The 17,587-nt window shown below is 69.3% G+C and carries 10 protein-coding genes; 5 read left to right on the forward strand and 5 right to left on the reverse strand.

Annotated features, from left to right (window positions below):
- Window positions 1-94: 94 nt before the first annotated feature.
- Window positions 95-1,117, reverse strand: a complete 1,023-nt coding sequence (locus tag OHU34_RS08650) for an Lrp/AsnC family transcriptional regulator (RefSeq protein WP_230194205.1) — start codon at window positions 1,115-1,117, stop codon at window positions 95-97.
- Window positions 1,118-1,237: 120 nt separating this feature from the next.
- Here OHU34_RS08650 and OHU34_RS08655 point away from each other — a divergent pair, with 120 nt between their 5' ends.
- The 3 genes from OHU34_RS08655 (at window position 1,238) to OHU34_RS08665 (ending at window position 5,858) form a co-directional block, all read left to right on the forward strand.
- Window positions 1,238-2,737 carry an MFS transporter gene (locus OHU34_RS08655; RefSeq protein WP_405765689.1) on the forward strand — a complete coding sequence of 500 codons (1,500 nt, stop codon included), beginning with the start codon at window positions 1,238-1,240 and terminating at the stop codon, window positions 2,735-2,737.
- A 287-nt stretch (window positions 2,738-3,024) separates the two neighbouring features.
- Window positions 3,025-4,851: a long-chain fatty acid--CoA ligase gene (locus tag OHU34_RS08660; RefSeq protein WP_142266938.1), complete on the forward strand. Its 1,827-nt coding sequence runs from the start codon at window positions 3,025-3,027 to the stop codon at window positions 4,849-4,851.
- A 170-nt stretch (window positions 4,852-5,021) separates the two neighbouring features.
- Window positions 5,022-5,858: an aldo/keto reductase gene (locus OHU34_RS08665; RefSeq protein ID WP_142266937.1), complete on the forward strand. Its 837-nt coding sequence runs from the start codon at window positions 5,022-5,024 to the stop codon at window positions 5,856-5,858.
- Window positions 5,859-5,928: 70 nt separating this feature from the next.
- Here the strand turns inward: OHU34_RS08665 and OHU34_RS08670 are convergent, their stop codons facing one another.
- From OHU34_RS08670 to OHU34_RS08685, 4 genes are all read right to left on the reverse strand, one after another.
- The gene (locus tag OHU34_RS08670; RefSeq protein WP_142266936.1) at window positions 5,929-6,648 is read right to left on the reverse strand and encodes an SDR family oxidoreductase; all 720 of its coding nucleotides are present in this window, start codon (window positions 6,646-6,648) and stop codon (window positions 5,929-5,931) included.
- Window positions 6,649-6,810: 162 nt separating this feature from the next.
- Window positions 6,811-7,776: a trans-aconitate 2-methyltransferase gene (locus OHU34_RS08675; RefSeq protein WP_230194207.1), complete on the reverse strand. Its 966-nt coding sequence runs from the start codon at window positions 7,774-7,776 to the stop codon at window positions 6,811-6,813.
- 282 nt (window positions 7,777-8,058) lie between these two features.
- Window positions 8,059-9,783: a glycoside hydrolase family 6 protein gene (locus OHU34_RS08680; RefSeq protein WP_142266934.1), complete on the reverse strand. Its 1,725-nt coding sequence runs from the start codon at window positions 9,781-9,783 to the stop codon at window positions 8,059-8,061.
- A gap of 128 nt (window positions 9,784-9,911) precedes the next feature.
- Window positions 9,912-11,411, reverse strand: a complete 1,500-nt coding sequence (locus OHU34_RS08685; protein ID WP_405765694.1) for a cellulase family glycosylhydrolase — start codon at window positions 11,409-11,411, stop codon at window positions 9,912-9,914.
- Between the two features lie 265 nt (window positions 11,412-11,676).
- Here OHU34_RS08685 and OHU34_RS08690 point away from each other — a divergent pair, with 265 nt between their 5' ends.
- Together OHU34_RS08690 and OHU34_RS08695 are read left to right on the forward strand one after the other, a co-directional pair.
- Window positions 11,677-14,592 carry a glycoside hydrolase family 48 protein gene (locus tag OHU34_RS08690; RefSeq protein WP_142266933.1) on the forward strand — a complete coding sequence of 972 codons (2,916 nt, stop codon included), beginning with the start codon at window positions 11,677-11,679 and terminating at the stop codon, window positions 14,590-14,592.
- A gap of 276 nt (window positions 14,593-14,868) precedes the next feature.
- Window positions 14,869-17,547 carry a cellulose binding domain-containing protein gene (locus OHU34_RS08695; RefSeq protein ID WP_230194209.1) on the forward strand — a complete coding sequence of 893 codons (2,679 nt, stop codon included), beginning with the start codon at window positions 14,869-14,871 and terminating at the stop codon, window positions 17,545-17,547.
- Window positions 17,548-17,587 lie beyond the last annotated feature (40 nt).

Raw genomic sequence — 17,587 nt, forward strand, 5'->3', positions numbered from 1 at the left:
GTATGCGGCATGTCGCACAATGCATACCGAATCCCGCATACCGCACACGACAGGTCCGCCTACCGCCTACCGCCTACCGCCTACCGCCTACCGCCTACCGCCCAGCATGCTGATACGTCAGCTGCTTCACACGCCGCATGAACGGCGTCGCCTCCACGTGCTGGACGCCCTCCAGGCGCCCCAGAGGCCCGCTGAGGTAGGCGTAGAGACCCGCCGTGCCCCGGACCACCGCCGTGACGACGATGTGGGAGGGCCCGGCCGTGGCCGAGGCGAAGGCGATCTCGTCGTGGGTGGCCAGCGCCTGCCCGACGGCATGCATGGCGGAGGGCGCCGTGGTGATCCACAGGACGGCGGCGAGGGGGTAGCCGAGGAACTCGGAGTGGTACTCGACATCGATGTAGACGGCGCCCGAGGCGAGCAGGGCGGCCAGGCGGCGTTTGACGGCGGACTCGGAGCGACCGGTGGCGCGCTGCAGTTCCGGATAGGTGGCCCGGCCGTCCCGTTCCAGGACGGCGAGCAGAGGCTCGTCCTCGGGTTCGATCCGGGCCGGGCCCGCCGGCCTCGTCAGCCCCGCCGGCCCCGCCGACGCGTTCGCGTCGTGGCGCGGCGTGAGAGCGGCGATCTGCTCCTTGTCCAGCGCACCGAACTTCCGCAGCCAGCCGGTCGGCCCGCCGTAGAAGCGGTGGAGGAGTTGCTGGGCGCGGATCTCCACGACGCTCGGGGTGCGCGGGAGCTTGCCGAGGAGCAGGTCGTCGTGGTCGCCGGGATGGCGGGGCCGGGTCATGCAGACGATCTCGGTGCCGCCGGAGCCCAGCCCGATCCAGTAGGTGTCGGGGCGTTTGGCGAGCGCGTCCGCGATGACCGTCGCGCTGTCGGGTGCGCAGCGCAGCCGCAGCATCCACTGGTCCTGGCCGAGGCGTTCCGCGTCCCGGACGGCGACGACCCTCAGACCGGCCTCGGCGCTGAGCCGGCGGAAGCGGCGCGCGACCGTCTGGTCGGAGACGCCCAGGATTCCGCCGAGTCTGCTGAAGGAGGCCCGCCCGTCCACCTCCAGCGCCGAGAGCAACTGGAGATCCAGTCCGTCCAGCTTGCCGTGGATGTGGAATTCCGTCTCCATCGCACTGTCCCCCGTCGGATTCCGTCGGCACGACATCGGATACCCCGGTGATCGGCCGCGTCTCGTCCATCGTACGGAGCGCTTCGCATCCATCGCAGAGGACATATCGAGGAGTGGGACATGCGCACATGGGGGCCGCTGACAGCGGTGTGCCTGGGCACGTTCATGTTGTTGCTGGACGTGACGATCGTGATCGTGGCACTGCCGGACATGGCGCGGGCGTTGCACGCGTCGCTGAGCGATCTGCAGTGGGTCGTCGACGGGTACGCGCTGGCGCTGGCCGCGCTGCTGCTGGGGGCCGGGGCCACCGCCGACGTCCTGGGGCGCCGCCGGGTGCACGTGGTGGGGGTGGTGGTGTTCGCGACGGCGTCGCTGCTGTGCGGGCTGGCGAGCGGGCCGGACACTCTCGTCGCCGCTCGGGCCCTCCAGGGGGTGGGGGCGGCCGCGATGCTGGCGACGACGTTGCCGCTGCTCGGCTCGGTCTACCAGGGCCGGCAGCGGTCGGCCGCGCTCGGGGTGTGGGGCGCGGTGAGCGGCGCGGCCGCGGCGGTCGGGCCGGTGCTGGGCGGGCTGCTCGCCGAGGGGCCCGGCTGGCGATGGATCTTCTACGTGAACCTGCCGGTGAGTGTGGTCGCGGTGTGGCTGACGCTGAAGGCGGTGCCGGAGTCCAGGGGGCCGCGCGGGATGCGGGTGGACCGGGCGGGCACGGCGACCTTCGCGGTCTTCGCGGGCGGGACGGCGTACGCCGTCGTACGGGCCGGCGAGGACGGCTGGACGGCGTCGGCGACGCTCACCTCGTTCGGGCTCGCCGCGCTCGCGCTGGTGTGCTTCGTGCTGGCGGAGCGGCGGGCGGCGCATCCACTGCTCGACCTGTCGCTGCTGCGCCGACCCGCGTTCGTGGGGGTGATGGTGGGCGCGCTCGCCTTCAACGGCGTGGCGTTCGGCGTGACGCCGTACCTGTCCATCTGGATGCAGACGCTGCTGGGGATGAGCCCGGTGCGCGGTGGACTCACGCTGCTCCCCATGACGGTGGCGGCGATGGTCACGGCGGTCGTGGTGGGTAAGCGGTTCCACGGCGTTTCTGCCCGGCTGACCATCGGTGGCGGACTCCTGCTGATCGGCGCGGGCTGTTTCTGCCAGGCTGTGCTCGGCGCCGGTTCGGACTGGACGGCGCTGGTGCCCGGGTTCGTGCTGGTGGGCATAGGAACCGGTTTCGTCGCGCCTACCGTCGCCGGTGCCGCACTGGCCGCGGTGGAACCGGCGCGGGCCGGGATGGCGGGCGGAGCCGTGAACTCCGTACGGCAGCTCGGGTACGCGCTCGGGGTCGCGGTATTCGGCACCGTGGTGACCTCCCGGATGACCGACGCCCTCCCGCACGACGCCTCCCACGCGCTCGCGGGCGGTGGCGCCGACGCGCTGCGGGGCACGTTCTCCGAGCACACCCTGCGGTCGGCGTTCGCCTCCGGGCTCGACGCGGCGCTCGTGACGGCGGGCTGCACGGGCCTGGTCGCCGCGGCGCTCGTCCTCGTCCTCGTCAGAACACCGCACGCGGCCGTGGCCGGCACGGCGCAGGCCGAGGCGACCGCGACGTCGAAGGAAGGGGCGGCCCCCCGTCCGTGACGGAGCCCCCGCCCGTGGCCTCGACAACGGGGGTCGGGTGGCGCGGGCCGTGACCGCCGCGGGAAGGGGCGGGCAGAGTAAGCGGGACGGGCAGATTCGGTGGAGATTACGGTGCCGAAACTTACTCTTCCGTCAGTTTTCTGTCCGACCCTTCCCCATGTGAGCCCATTTTCCGGCACTGACCAGCGCAGACAAGAGCATCACTCGTTTTCCGCCCCCCTCCCCTCCCGCCGTCGGGTGGGGTAGCTTTCACGGCGCTGTGCGGCCATGAGAAGCGGGGTGCGGGTTTGCGCGAGTTCACCAACCCTCCGTTGGCGTTGGCACCGCCGGTGGGCGGTCTGGCCGACGTCGTGTTCCGGCACGCCCAGGAGGACCCGCACTACGTCGCTCTCGGCCGCAAGGACGAGGGGGGCGAGTGGCGGGACGTGACCGCCGGTGAGTTCCGCGACGAGGTCCTCGCCCTGGCCAAGGGCCTCCTCGCGCAGGGCATCCGCTTCGGTGACCGCGTCGCGATCATGTCCCGCACCCGCTACGAGTGGACACTCTTCGACTTCGCCCTGTGGACGATCGGCGCCCAGGTGGTGCCGGTCTACTCGACCTCCTCGGCCGAGCAGTGTTTCTGGATGCTCTACGACGCCGAGTGCACGGCCGCGATCGTCGAGCACGAGGACCACGCGATGACGATCGCCACCGTCATCGACCGTCTCCCCCGGCTGCGGCAGCTGTGGCAGCTCGACTCGGGCTGTGTGCAGGAGCTGTACGACGCCGGCGCCGCCATCGAGGACGACGTGGTGCACCGGCACCGGGAAGCGGTTACCCCCGACTCGACCGCGACGATCATCTACACCTCGGGCACGACCGGCCGGCCCAAGGGCTGTGTCATCTCGCACGGCAACTTCATGTTCGAGGCGGACACCGTCATCGAACGCTGGGAACCGGTGTTCCACTCGAAGAAGGGCGACGAGGCGGCGACCCTGCTGTTTCTGCCGCTCGCGCACGTCTTCGGGCGGATGGTGCAGATCGCCGCGATCCGCGGCAAGGTCCGTTTCGGCCACCAGCCCCAGCTGCACGCGGCCGCCCTGCTCCCCGACCTGGCCGCTTTCAGACCTTCGTTCTTCCTTGCCGTGCCGTACATCTTCGAGAAGGTGTTCAACGCGGCCCGCCGCAAGGCGGAGCGGGAAGGCAAGGCGGGGCCGTTCGCGAAGGCCGTCGACGTGGCCGTGAACTACGCCGAGGCGATCGAGGCGAAGGCCTGGGGCATCGGTCCCGGCCCCTCGGCGGGGCTGCGGATGCAGCACCAGCTGTTCGACAAGCTCGTCTACTCCAAAGTGCGCGCGGCGATGGGCGGCCGGGTGCGGCACGCCATGTCCGGCGGCTCGGCCATGGACCGCAAGCTCGGTCTGTTCTTCGCCGGCGCGGGCGTGCAGATCTACGAGGGCTACGGCCTGACCGAGACGACGGCGGCCGCGACCGCCAACCCGCCCGGACGCACCAGATACGGCACCGTCGGTCAGGCGATCCCCGGCATGACCGTGCATATCGCGGACGACGGCGAGATCTGGCTGCGCGGCGGAAACGTGTTCCAGGGGTATCTCAACAACCCCAAGGCCACCGACGAGACCCTGCACGACGGCTGGCTGGCCACCGGTGACCTGGGATCACTCGACGAAGACGGTTACCTCACCATTACCGGCCGCAAGAAGGAGATCCTGGTGACCTCCGGCGGCAAGAGCGTCTCGCCGGGGTTGCTGGAGGAGCGGGTGCGTGATCATCCGCTGGTCAACCAGTGCATCGTCGTCGGCAACGACCGGCCGTTCGTGGCCGCTCTGGTCACCCTCGACCAGGAGGCCGTCGAGCACTGGCTGCAGATGCGCAACAAACCGCAGCTGACCCCGGTCGAGCTGGTGAGCGACCCGGATCTGGAGGCGGAGGTGCGCCGATCCGTCGTAGCGGCCAACACGCTGGTCTCGAAGGCCGAGTCGATCCGCACCTTCCGCATCCTCGCCCAGCCCTTCACGGAGGAGCACGGGCTGCTGACCCCGTCGTTGAAGCTGAAGCGCAAGGCCATCGAAAACGCTTACGCGAACGAGGTCGATGCGCTGTACCGCTCGTAAGGTTTCCGGCGGCGGCGTGAAACACGTTTCCGACCGGCTCCCGACAACGGGCAAGGCAGGCTGCCGAACCGGCTCCCGAGACGAATTCGGGGGGTCAGGAATGCATCACTCGCCGTGCTCGTTGACGATGGGAGTACCACTCTGACGGACAACCGAAGGATCAAGAGCTCGTGAGCAGCAAGGTCCCCCCGATCATCCTCAACAACGGCGTGGAGATGCCCCAGCTGGGCTTCGGTGTCTGGCAGGTGCCGGACGACGAGGCGGAGCAGGCGGTCTCCACCGCGCTGGAGGCCGGGTACCGCAGCATCGACACAGCGGCGATCTACGGCAACGAGGAGGGCACCGGCAAGGCCATCACCTCCTCCGGCGTGCCCCGTAACGACATCTTCGTCACCACCAAGCTCTGGAACAGCGACCAGGGGTACGACTCGACGCTCCGCGCGTTCGACACCTCGCTGGAGAAGCTCGGCCTGGACTACCTGGACCTGTACCTCATCCACTGGCCGCTGCCCTCCCGCGACGCTTACGTGGACACGTACAAGGCGTTCGAGAAGCTCCTCGCGGACGGCCGGGTGCGTGCCATCGGCGTGTCCAACTTCCTGCCGGCTCATCTGGAGCGGCTGATCGGCGAGACGTCGGTCATCCCGGCCGTCAACCAGATCGAGCTGCACCCGCACCTCCAGCAGCACGCCTCGCGCGAGTTCCACGCGGAGCAGGGCATCGCCACCGAGGCGTGGTCCCCGCTCGGCCAGGGCAAGGGCCTCCTCGAGGTCCCGGCGGTCGTGGCGATCGCCCAGAAGCACAACCGCACCCCGGCGCAGGTCGTGCTGCGCTGGCACCTCCAGCTCGGCAACGTCGTGATCCCGAAGTCCGTGACGCCGTCGCGGATCAAGGAGAACATCGACGTGTTCGACTTCAGCCTGGACACCGAGGACCTGGCGGCGATCAGCGCCCTCAACGAAGACCGGCGCATCGGTCCGGACCCGGCGACGTTCGACGTCGGCTGAGGTTCCCCCGCGTGCGTCGAGGGCGCCCCCCCCCGAGGCGGGGGGCGCCCTCGACGTGTCGGCAGACCGCTCAGTTGGGCTGGCCGATCGGCCGTACGACGACGGTGTTGATGTCGACGCCAGCCGGCTGCCCGATGGCCCACACGACGGAGTCGGCGATCTGGTCGGCGGTCAGCAGATGCCCGGGCGGCAGGCTGCCGTAGCTGTCCCAGAAGGGGGTCTCCACGCGGCCGGGCGCGATCAGCGTCACGCCGACCCCCCACTCGGTGACCTGGCGGCGGGTGTTCTCCGCGAGGCCGGTCACCGCCCACTTCGTCGCCCCGTAGATGTTGCCCGGGGTGGGTACGAAGCCGGCGACACTCCCGATCAGCACGATCCGTCCCCGCGTCTCCTTCAGCGCGTCGATCGAAGCGCGGATGAGGAGCGCGGGTCCGAGTACGTTCGTCAGGACCATGTCGGTCCATCCGGCCGGGTCACCCTCCGCGACCGAGTCGTGGGTGGCGGAGCCCGCGTTCGCGACGACTGTATCCAGTCGCCCGTAGGCATCGAGCGTACGGTCGACCGCCGACTGTACACAGTCGTAGTCGGCGGCGTTCCCGGCCACCGTCAGCAGCCCCTTCGGCTCACCGAGTTCCGCTGCGAGGGCCCGCAGCCGCTCCTCGCCGCGGCCGGTGACCGTGACCCGGTACCCGGCGTCCAGCAGCTGCCGTGCGACGGCGGCACCGATGCCGCTGCCGCCGCCGGTGATCAGTGCGACCGGAGAATCCGAAGTGCCCGAGACGTTGCTCATGGTGTGCCCCCCATTGCGTCGGCTGCGCGTCCTGGCCGCGTACGTCGGCTGCACCGTGTCGTTGACCGCCCGATGCTCGACGTACGTTGCGCGGCACGCAGTCCATCACCTGGAGCGCTCTCCAAGTCAAGCCCCATCAAAGAGACTTGGCACTCGGGCCGGCTACTGGACCGGCTTCACCGCCGTGTGCACGGTATGCGCGGCGAGCACGAACACATCCGCCCTGCGGTGCACGCCCGCCTCGTCCTGCGGGTCGAGCAGCCGGTCCAGCATGGCGCGGTCATCAGAGCCCAGGACGTCACCGAAGACGTCCCGCAGCCGCGACAGGGACGCGGCGACATAGGCGCGGGCCCGGTCGGAGGCGGGCGCGGGCAGGTCGAGCAGGAAGCTGCGGGTGCGGGCGTGCTTCAGACCGGCCGCGCCGAGCAGCGCCGCCCAGTCCTCGGCCTCCTCGACGCAGCCGGGCAGGTCGGCCCGCATCCGGGCGAACCACTCCTCCTGCAGCGCGTCGAGCCGGGCCTCCAGGCCGGGTCGCCCGAAACCGAGGTCCCGCGGCAGGAACCGGGGCGGTAGACCGCCCTCCATGATCGCCAGCGTGCCGCCGGGCGCGAGGCGCTCCGCGAAGGCGGCCAGAGCGGCGCGCTGGTCGCCCAGGTGGTGCAGACTGCGGCCGGCCCACAGCAGATCGGCCGGGTAGTCCAACTCGGCCAACACATCGGGAAGTTCACCGGTCAAGGTGTCGAAGCGGTCGCCGTACCCGAGCCGGTCGGCTCGCTGCCGCGCCCGCTCCAGCAGCGGCGCGGAACCGTCCACCGCCGTGACCCGCGCACCGGAGAACGTCTCGGCGAACAGACAGGAGACGACCCCGGGGCCGCTGCCCACGTCCACGATCAGTCCCGGCTCGGTCACCTCCCTCCCGAGCCAGGACAGGGCCCGCTCGTACAGGGGCGTGAAGAGTTCGGCCTGCGCTTCGAGATGCGGTGCCATCTCGGCCCAGTCGATGTCGGTGTCGTGGCCGTGGCCGTGACTGTGACTGTGGCCCTGGCCGTCACCGTGCTTGGCACCAGGGGCGTGGCCTCGGCCCGGGGTGCGCCGGTCGTCGCGGGGCTCGTGTGGGTGGTGCGCCATGGTGTCAGCCTCTCGTCCGGTGTGCCGTCAGCGTGCGCCGACGCACCGGTCCGGGGCCACCTTTGTTGCCGGTGCGGCAAACAGACGTGACGCCGACGGCAAACCGGATCGCGCCTGTCCGGCCGCTCCCGACGAGCTGGAGCGACCGGACGGGAACTGCTCACCGGTGGAGTTCGCGACCACCGGGGTCGGTCGGCCCGGGAGGGCTGTCCGCCGACCCCGGCGAATCACCGTCGTCTCACCGCACTGCCGTGCGGAGCGACTCGCGTATCGGCCACGGACCTACAGCGGCGGGTACGCGTTCTGCATCAACTGCTGGAACTGGGCCGAGAACCAGTGCCCGGACAGCGGCGCGTTCGCCAGGGCACCCGACAGGTTGTTGCCGTTGCGCGGGTTGCCCGTGTACGTCGGGTCGCACATCTGGTCGAAGCCCTTGCCCTCGTCGTTCGGGATGGCGGAGCTGGAGCCGTCGGACTCGCCCGGCGGCTTCATCCACACATACGCGTCGATCCCGGCGGCCGGAGCCGCCTGCGGACGCTCCCCGAGGCCGGCGCCCGACTGGTTGCACCAGTTGCCGATGTGGATACGACGGTCGTAGCGGCCGCCGTCGACGTAGGTGTCGACGCTGGTCGTGGCGCCCGGTCCGGTGGGCCGGGCGGTGCCGCCCCAGCCGTTGCGGGAGGTGTCGATCAGCATGCCGATGTTCGACCGGAAGCCGGCGGTGACCAACTGGTTCCGGAACGCCTGGGCGTAGGACTGCTCGTCGACGTAACGGTTCCAGTCCACCCACTTGGACTCACGGACCGACTTGCCGGCCACGGAGTCGTTGATGGTGAAGTTGTTCTCCTTCAGGGCGCTGTAGTTCGCCGTGTTGGTGATGAAGCCGTGTACGTCGTCGACGGTCGCACCCTCGGCGGTGGCCGCCTGGTAGAAGAGCTGGGCGGAGGGGGCGAAGTTGTCGTCCCAGCCGAGCCAGCCGTGGTGACCGGCGTCGATGTAGTTGTAGACGTTGGGGATCGCACCGAGCTTGTCCAGCGCGTAGCCGACGCCCTTCACGTAGTTGCCGTTGGCCTTCATGGTGTCGCAGGCCGCGGTGGCGGTGGGCCGGCTGCCGGTGTTGGTGACGAGGTTGGGCAGCGAGTCGATCTCGATGGTGGTGACGATCCGCAGGCCGGCGTACTTGCTGTCGGCGAGGATCGTCGCGATCGGGTCGATGAACTGCGTCTTGTACTTGTCGATCTCCGTCGGGCCGAGTTCGCCGTTGGAGGCGAGGGCGGCGCAGTCACGTCCGGGAAGGTCGTAGACGACCAGCTGGACGACTTCCTCACCGCTGCCCTTCTGGGCGAGGGCCGCGTCGAGGTGGGCGCGCAGCCCCATGCCGCCGTTCACTCCGTTGATGGCGGCGATACGGTCGAGCCAGACGCCGGTCGGCTGGTTGGAGATGCGGCTGCCGCCCGTCTCGGCGGCGGCCTTCGCCGACCATTCGGGGTTCACGTACACCTTGGCGCCGACGTAGGGGTTGTCGACCTTGGCGGACGGGGTGCCGGGGTCCGTCGGTGTGCCGGGGTCGGTCGGGGTCCCGGTACCGCTGTCGACGTTGCAGGTCACGCCGTCGAGGGTGAACGTGGTCGGGATCGCGTTGGTGCCGCTGTAGGTGCCCTGGAATCCGAAGCTGACCGAACCGCCCGTCGCCAGCGTCCCGTTGTAGGTCTCGTTGTTGGCGGTGACCGCCGTACCGGCCTGGGTGACCTTCGCGTTCCACCCGTTGGTGACCTTCTGGGTGCCGGCGTACGCCCACTTCACCGACCAACTCGACTTCGCGGCAGAGTTGTTGGTGACGGTGACGGCGGCGGTGAAGCCGCTGCCCCAGTCGTTCTGCACTTTGTAGTCGACGCTGCACGGGATGGCGGCGATGCCCGGATCGCCGGGGACGACGGCGAGCGCCGTCCCGGAGGCGCCGGCGACCAGCGCCAGCGCGGCGAGTACCGCTGTTCTGCTACGGCTCATGAGTGCGGGTTCCTTCTCGGTTGCGGGTGGTGTCCGTTTCTTCGGTGGTGCTGATCGGCCGTCGATCGCGTTCGAACAGAACGGATTCGGCCCGGCTTGATCGGCCCGGCTGATCGGTCCGGTGGCGCCTATCCGTCGAGTGCGCGCAGATGATCGCGCAGGCCGGCCCCGTACGCCGTGGGCGTCCCGTCGTAGCCGGAGATCAGGGACGGACCGGTGGAGCAGTCCCAGGTGTTCCAGGTCCAGCCCAGGTACGACAGGCCCCGGTCGTCGAACCACTTCATGACCTGATCGACGAAACCGTGCGAGCAGGTGTTCTCCCCGATCTCCCCTGCAACGAGCGGCACTTGGGCCGCGACGGGGGCGAGGGTGGAGTTCCAGCAGCTCTCGTTCGCGCAGGTGTTGAAGTTGTAGACGTGGTACGCGGCGGCGAGATTGCCGGTCGGGTCGGTGGGCTTGTACGTCAGCCACTGGCTCAGGTCGTTGGAGTACGCGAGCCCGCCGGCCAGGATCACGTTCCGGGCGCCGGTCGCCCGTACGGAGTCGACGAGATCCTGCATACCGGCGACCTCGTACCCGATGCCGGGACAGGTGCCGCCGTCCCGCCAGCACTGCCACGCCTGGGTGGTCGTGGAGGTGGCGCGGTCCGGGTAGGGCTCGTTGAACAGGTCGAACACGACGGCCTGGTCGTTCTTGAAGGTGTTGGCCACCGAGGTCCAGAACGACGGGGTGTACTGCATGTCGGGCATCGGCTTCTGGCAGCTGGCGTGCACATCCGAGCAGCCGGCCGAATTACCCGTGTACTGACCGTAGTTCCAGTGCAGTTCGACGATCGGCGTCATGCCGTGCGCCTCGACGCGGGTCACCAGTTCCTTGACGGCGTTGACGTAGTTGGTGCCGCCGTACGCGGAGTCGATGTTCGAAAGGCCCAGCCAGCACTCCTCGTTGAGCGGGATGCGCACGGTGTCGACGTTCCAGTCGGCGATCGCCTTGATGGAGGCGTCGTCGACCGGTCCGTCCCAGATGCCGCGTCCCTGTACGCACATGAACTCGCCGCCGGAACGGTTCACGCCGAGCAGACGACGGGAGTTTCCGCCGTCGTCCACGAGCTTGTTCCCGGAGACGCGCAGTGCGGGCGGCTCGTCACCGGTGTCCGGCGGGTCCGTCGTAGGAGGTGTGGTGGGGGTGGGCGTAGAGGTGGGGGTCGGGTCGGGGTCGGCGTTACAGGTCGTGCCGTTGAGCTTGAACGCCGTCGGTGCGGCGTTCGACTTCGAGGTGGAGGCGATGAAGCCCGCGCTGACGCTCGCGCCGGTGCCCAGGGAGCCGTTCCAGCTCTCGTTCGCGGCGGTGACGGTGGTGCCGGACTGGGACCACTTGGCGCTCCAGCCCTGGGTGACCTTCTGGCCGTCCGCGAAGTCGAAGGTGAGGTTCCAACTGGCCAGGGCTGCCGCATTGTTGGTGATCTTCACTGCGCCCTGGAAGCCGGCGTCCCACTGGCCGGTGACCGAGTACTCGACCGTGCACGCGGGCACGGCTCCCTGCGCCGTGACGACCGGTAACAGGGCGCCCGCAACGAGGGCGACCGTGCCGGCCACGGCTAAAAGTACTGAACGCGGGGGGTGTCGCATGAGCGACTCCTTGCAGCTCAGGCGCGTCGAGAACAGACGCGTCGACTGATGGAACCGCTCCCACTGGTGTCTCGAAGCTAGCGCCAAGTGTCGGCAAAGAACAGAGGCGTCACTGACTTTCCCTCAACGTCCCTCGTCGAATCTTTTCGACTCTTCAAGCATCTTGACCGCCCCCACCCCCATCCCCACTATGGGAGCGCTCCCACTGGTTCAAGGCTTGTTGCTCCTCCCCCACTTCTCCGAGCCGCAAGGAGGAACCAGCACCATGGATCCCTCACGCAGACGCCGCGGGGCGCGGCGCCTGTGGACCGCCGCTCTGGCGGCCCTCGCGCTTCCCCTCGCCATGCTGAGCACAAGCACAACTCCCGCCCAGGCGGCCGCACTTCAGTGCAGCGTGGACTACAAGACCAATGACTGGGGCTCCGGCTTCACCGCAGACCTCACCCTCACCAACCGAGGCACCGACCCGATCAGCGGCTGGGCCCTGACGTACTCCTACGCGGGCAACCAGAAGCTGACGAACGGATGGAACGGCAGCTGGTCGCAGTCCGGTCAGCAGATCACGGTGAACAACGCCTCCTACAACGGGACGATCGCCGCCGGAGCCGCGGTCAGCACGGGCGGGCAGTTCACCTACAGCGGGACGAACGCCGCTCCCGCGAGCTTCGCGGTCAACGGCACCACGTGTGTCGGCGCGCACCAGCCGCCGGTCACCGTGCTGACCAGCCCGACCGCGGGCGCGGTCTACACGCAGGGGGACGCGGTGCCGCTCGCGGCGACCGCCGCGGCCGCCGACAGCGCGACCATCAGCAAGATCGAGTTCTATGACGACACGACCCTGCTGGGTACGGACACGAGCTCGCCGTACACACTGTCCGCCTCCGGGTTGTCCGTGGGCAGTCATTCCCTGGTCGCCAAGGCGTACGACAGCCTGGGCGCCTCGGCCTCGTCGACCCCGGTCGGCATCACGGTCGCCTCGGGACCGGCCGTGGTCGCCTCCACCAACCAACTCGCCGTGCAGCAGGGCAAGACGGGCACCTACTCGCTGAAGCTGTCGACCCAGCCGTCGGCCAACGTGACCGTCACGACCGCCCGCACCACCGGCAACACCGGCCTGACGGTGACGGGCGGCGCGAGCCTGACCTTCACACCGTCCAACTGGAGCGCCGCCCAGAACGTGACCATCACGGCCAACGCCTCGGGCACGGGCGCCGCGACCTTCGAGTCGACGGCCACCGGGCACGCGAAGGCCTCGGTCACGGCCACCGAGATCGCGGGCACCAAGGCGTACGACGCCCGGTTCCTCGACCTCTACGGCAAGATCACCAACCCGGCAAACGGTTACTTCTCCCCCGAGGGAATCCCGTACCACTCGGTCGAGACCCTGATCGTCGAGGCCCCGGACCAGGGGCACGAGACCACCTCCGAGGCCTACAGCTACCTTCTCTGGCTGCAGGCGATGTACGGCAAGATCACCGGCGACTGGACCAAGTTCAACGGCGCCTGGGACATCATGGAGAAGTACATGATCCCCACCCACGCCGACCAGCCGACCAACTCGTTCTACAACGCCTCCAAGCCGGCGACGTACGCACCCGAGCTGGACACGCCGAACGAGTATCCGGCGAAGCTGGACACCGGTGTGTCCGTGGGATCGGATCCCATAGCCGGTGAACTGAAGACTGCATACGGTACGGACGACGTCTACGGTATGCACTGGCTTCAGGACGTCGACAACACCTACGGCTACGGCAACGCGCCCGGTAAGTGTGAGGCCGGCCCGACCGACACCGGCCCGTCGTACATCAACACCTTCCAGCGCGGCTCGCAGGAGTCGGTGTGGGAGACGGTGCCGCAGCCGACCTGCGACGCCTTCAAGTACGGCGGCACGAACGGGTATCTGGACCTGTTCACCGGCGATGCCTCCTACGCCAAGCAGTGGAAGTTCACCAACGCCCCGGACGCCGACGCGCGGGCCGTGCAGGCCGCGTACTGGGCGGACATCTGGGCCGAGGCACAGGGCAAGGGCAGTGACGTCTCCGCGACCGTCGGCAAGGCCGCGAAGATGGGCGACTACCTGCGCTACTCGATGTACGACAAGTACTTCAAGAAGATCGGCAACTGCGTCGGGCCGACCGCCTGCGCGGCCGGCACCGGCAAGGACGCCTCGCACTACCTGATGTCCTGGTACTACGCCTGGGGCGGCGCCACGGACACCAGCGCCGGCTGGGCCTGGCGCATCGGGTCCAGTCACACCCACGGCGGCTACCAGAACCCGCTGGCCGCCTACGCGCTCAGCAGTTACGCCGACCTGAAGCCCAAGTCGGCGACGGGCCAGGCGGACTGGGCGAAGTCGTTGTCCCGGCAGCTGGAGTTCTACCGCTGGTTGCAGTCCAGCGAAGGCGCCATCGCCGGCGGGGCGACGAACAGTTGGGCGGGCCGCTACGCGACTCCCCCGACCGGCACGTCGACCTTCTACGGCATGTACTACGACCAGCAGCCCGTCTACCACGACCCGCCGTCCAACCAGTGGTTCGGCTTCCAGGCGTGGTCCATGGAGCGGGTCGCCGAGTACTACCAGCAGACGGGGAACGCGAGCGCCAAGGCGGTCCTCGACAAGTGGGTCGACTGGGCGCTGTCCAAGACCACGATCAACCCGGACGGCAGCTTCCTGATCCCCTCCACGCTCCAGTGGTCGGGTCAGCCCGACACCTGGAACGCGTCAAGTCCCGGAGCCAACACGGGACTTCACGTCACCGTCGCCGACTACACCAACGACGTCGGTGTGGCCGCCGCGTACGCCAAGACCCTGACGTACTACGCCGCCAAGTCCGGTGACACGGAGGCGAGGACGACCGCGAAGGCTCTCCTGGACGGTATGTGGGCCAACAACCAGGACGCCCTCGGCATCGCGGTGCCGGAGACCCGCGCCGACTACAACCGCTTCGACGACGGCGTGTACGTCCCGAGCACCTTCAGCGGCAAGATGCCGAACGGCGACGCGATCAACTCCTCCTCGACCTTCGCCTCGCTGCGGTCCTTCTACAAGAACGACCCTGCCTGGTCGAAGATCGAGAGCTATCTCGCGGGCGGAGCCGCGCCCGTGTTCACGTACCACCGCTTCTGGGCCCAGGCGGACATCGCCCTGGCCATGGGCTCGTACGCGGAGCTTCTCGAATAGTCCCCCGCTGAGCGCGCCGCGGGTCGGACGGTGTTCGTCCGCGGGCCGGATGTGGCCGGTCACGCGGCTCCCCGCGCCCCCTGGTCGCCCCTTCGGGGCCAGGAAGCGCGGGGTGGCACCGCCCGGCGGCGCGGTCGCTCGAGGTTTCGCGTACGTGGCCCCGCCACCTGACGGCGGGGCCCAGGCCGGGCGGCCCCCCACCGCACAGGGGGCCGCCCGGCAGTCGCACGTCCCCCATCCCCCGCACACATGGCTTCGCGAGGAAGGACCCCCACCGTGCGAAGAACCGGCATCCTCATGGCCGTGTCGGCGCTCGCCGCCGGCCTGATCGCGGGCAGTCCGCCCGTACTGGCCGCGGACGGCAGCCCGCAGACGACGCTGGCCGCAGAGTCGTACACCTGGAAGAACGCCCGGATCGACGGCGGCGGATTCGTGCCCGGCATCGTCTTCAACCGCAAGGAGAAGAACCTCGCCTACGCCCGCACCGACATCGGCGGCGCGTACCGCTGGCAGGAGTCGGGCAAGACCTGGACGCCGCTGCTGGACTCGGTCGGCTGGGCGGACTGGGGACATACGGGCGTAGTGAGCCTGGCCTCCGACTCCGTCGACCCGAACAAGGTGTACGCGGCGGTCGGCACGTACACCAACAGCTGGGATCCGGGCAACGGGGCCGTGCTGCGCTCCGCCGACCGGGGCGCGAGCTGGCAGAAGACGGACCTGCCCTACAAGCTGGGCGGCAACATGCCCGGCCGCGGCATGGGCGAGCGCCTGGCGGTCGACCCGAACAGGAACAGCGTGCTGTATCTGGGCGCGCCGAGCGGCAAGGGCCTGTGGCGGTCGACGGACTCGGGAGTCACCTGGTCGCAGGTGGCGAACTTCCCCAACGTCGGCAACTACCAGCAGGATCCCACCGACACCAGCGGGTACGCCTCCGACAACCAGGGCATCGTCTGGGTCACCTTCGACGAGTCCACGGGGACGTCCGGCAGCGCGACGAAGACGATCTACGTCGGCGTGGCGGACAAGGACAACGCCGTGTACCGGTCGACGGACGCGGGCGCGACCTGGACACGGCTGGCCGGGCAGCCGACGGGATACCTGGCACACAAGGGTGTACTGGATACCGTCAACGGCTATCTGTACATCGCATACAGCGACAAGGGCGGGCCGTACGACGGCGGCAAGGGCCGGCTGTGGAGATACGCGACGGCGACCGGGACCTGGACGGACATCAGCCCGGTGGCGGAGGCCGACACGTACTACGGCTTCAGCGGGCTGACGATCGACCGGCAGAAGCCGGGCACCGTCATGGCCACCGCCTACAGTTCCTGGTGGCCGGACACCCAGATCTTCCGCTCGACGGACAGCGGGGGCACCTGGACGAAGGCGTGGGACTACACGTCGTATCCCAACCGCGCGAACCGGTACACGATGGACGTCTCGTCGTCGCCGTGGCTGACCTGGGGCGCCAACCCGTCGCCGCCGGAGCAGTCTCCCAAACTCGGCTGGATGACCGAGGCGTTGGAGATCGACCCGTTCAACTCCAGTCGCATGATGTACGGCACGGGGGCGACGCTCTACGGCACGGAGAACCTGGCCAACTGGGACAGCGGGGGCCAGTTCACCATCAAGCCGATGGTGCAGGGGCTGGAGGAGACGGCGGTCCTGGACATCGCCTCTCCGCCGTCCGGCGCTCCGCTGCTCAGTGCGCTGGGCGACATCGGCGGCTTCCGCCACACGGACCTGACGAAGGTGCCGTCGATGATGTTCACCTCCCCGAACTTCACGTCGACGACGAGCCTGGACTACGCCGAGACGAACCCGAACACCGTGGTGCGCGTCGGCAACCTGGACTCGGGGCCGCACGTGGCGTTCTCGACGGACAACGGCGCCAACTGGTTCGCGGGGACGGATCCTTCGGGGGTCAGCGGTGGCGGGACGATCGCCGCGGCGGCGGACGGCAGCCGCTTCGTGTGGAGCCCGGCGGGCGCCGGGGTGCAGTACACCACCGGTTTCGGCACCTCGTGGCAGGCGTCGAGCGGGATCCCGGCCGACGCGGTCGTCGAGTCCGACCGGGTCGACCCCAAGACCTTCTACGGTTTCAAGTCGGGCAAGTTCTACGTGAGTTCGGACGGCGGCGCGACCTTCACCGGGTCCGCGGCGACCGGTCTGCCCAGTGGGGACAGCGTGCGATTCAAGGCGCTGCCGGGCACGAAGGGCGATGTCTGGCTGGCGGGCGGGGCGAGCGACGGGGCGTACGGGCTGTGGCACTCCACGGACTCCGGCGCGACCTTCACCAAGCTGTCGGGTGTCGAGCAGGCCGACACGATCGGGTTCGGAAAGGCGGCGACGGGCGCGTCGTACCAGACCCTCTACACCAGCGCGAAGATCGCCGGAGTGCGTGGCATCTTCCGCTCGACGGACAAGGGCGTGACCTGGACCCGAGTCAACGACGATGTCCACCAGTGGGGTTGGACGGGAGCGGCGATCACGGGCGACCCGCGGGTGTACGGGCGGGTCTACGTCTCGACGAACGGCCGGGGTGTCGTCTACGGCGACACCTCCGACACCGGCGGCGGGGACGGGGGTACGGATCCCACGGACCCGACGGACCCCACCGACCCCCCACCGACCGGTGCCTGCGCGGTGACGTACACCATCACCAACCAGTGGTCGGGGGGCTTCCAGGCGGACGTCAAGCTCGCCAACACGGGCACGAGCGCCTGGTCCGGCTGGAACCTCGACTGGGCTTTCGCCAACGGCCAGACCGTCTCGCAACTGTGGAACGCCGACTACACGCAGTCGGGTTCGACGGTGACGGCGAAGAACGTGAGCTGGAACGCCAACGTGGCGGCCGGCTCGTCCGTCAGCTTCGGCTTCACGGGCAGCTGGTCGGGATCGAACGCGAAACCGGCGGCGTTCAAGCTGGGTGAGCAGAGCTGCACGGTGAGCTGACGACCGTGGGTGCGCGCCCCGGGGACCGGGACGCGCACCC

This window comes from Streptomyces sp. NBC_00080, from assembly GCF_045041255.1.
GTDB lineage: Bacteria > Actinomycetota > Actinomycetes > Streptomycetales > Streptomycetaceae > Streptomyces > Streptomyces coriariae.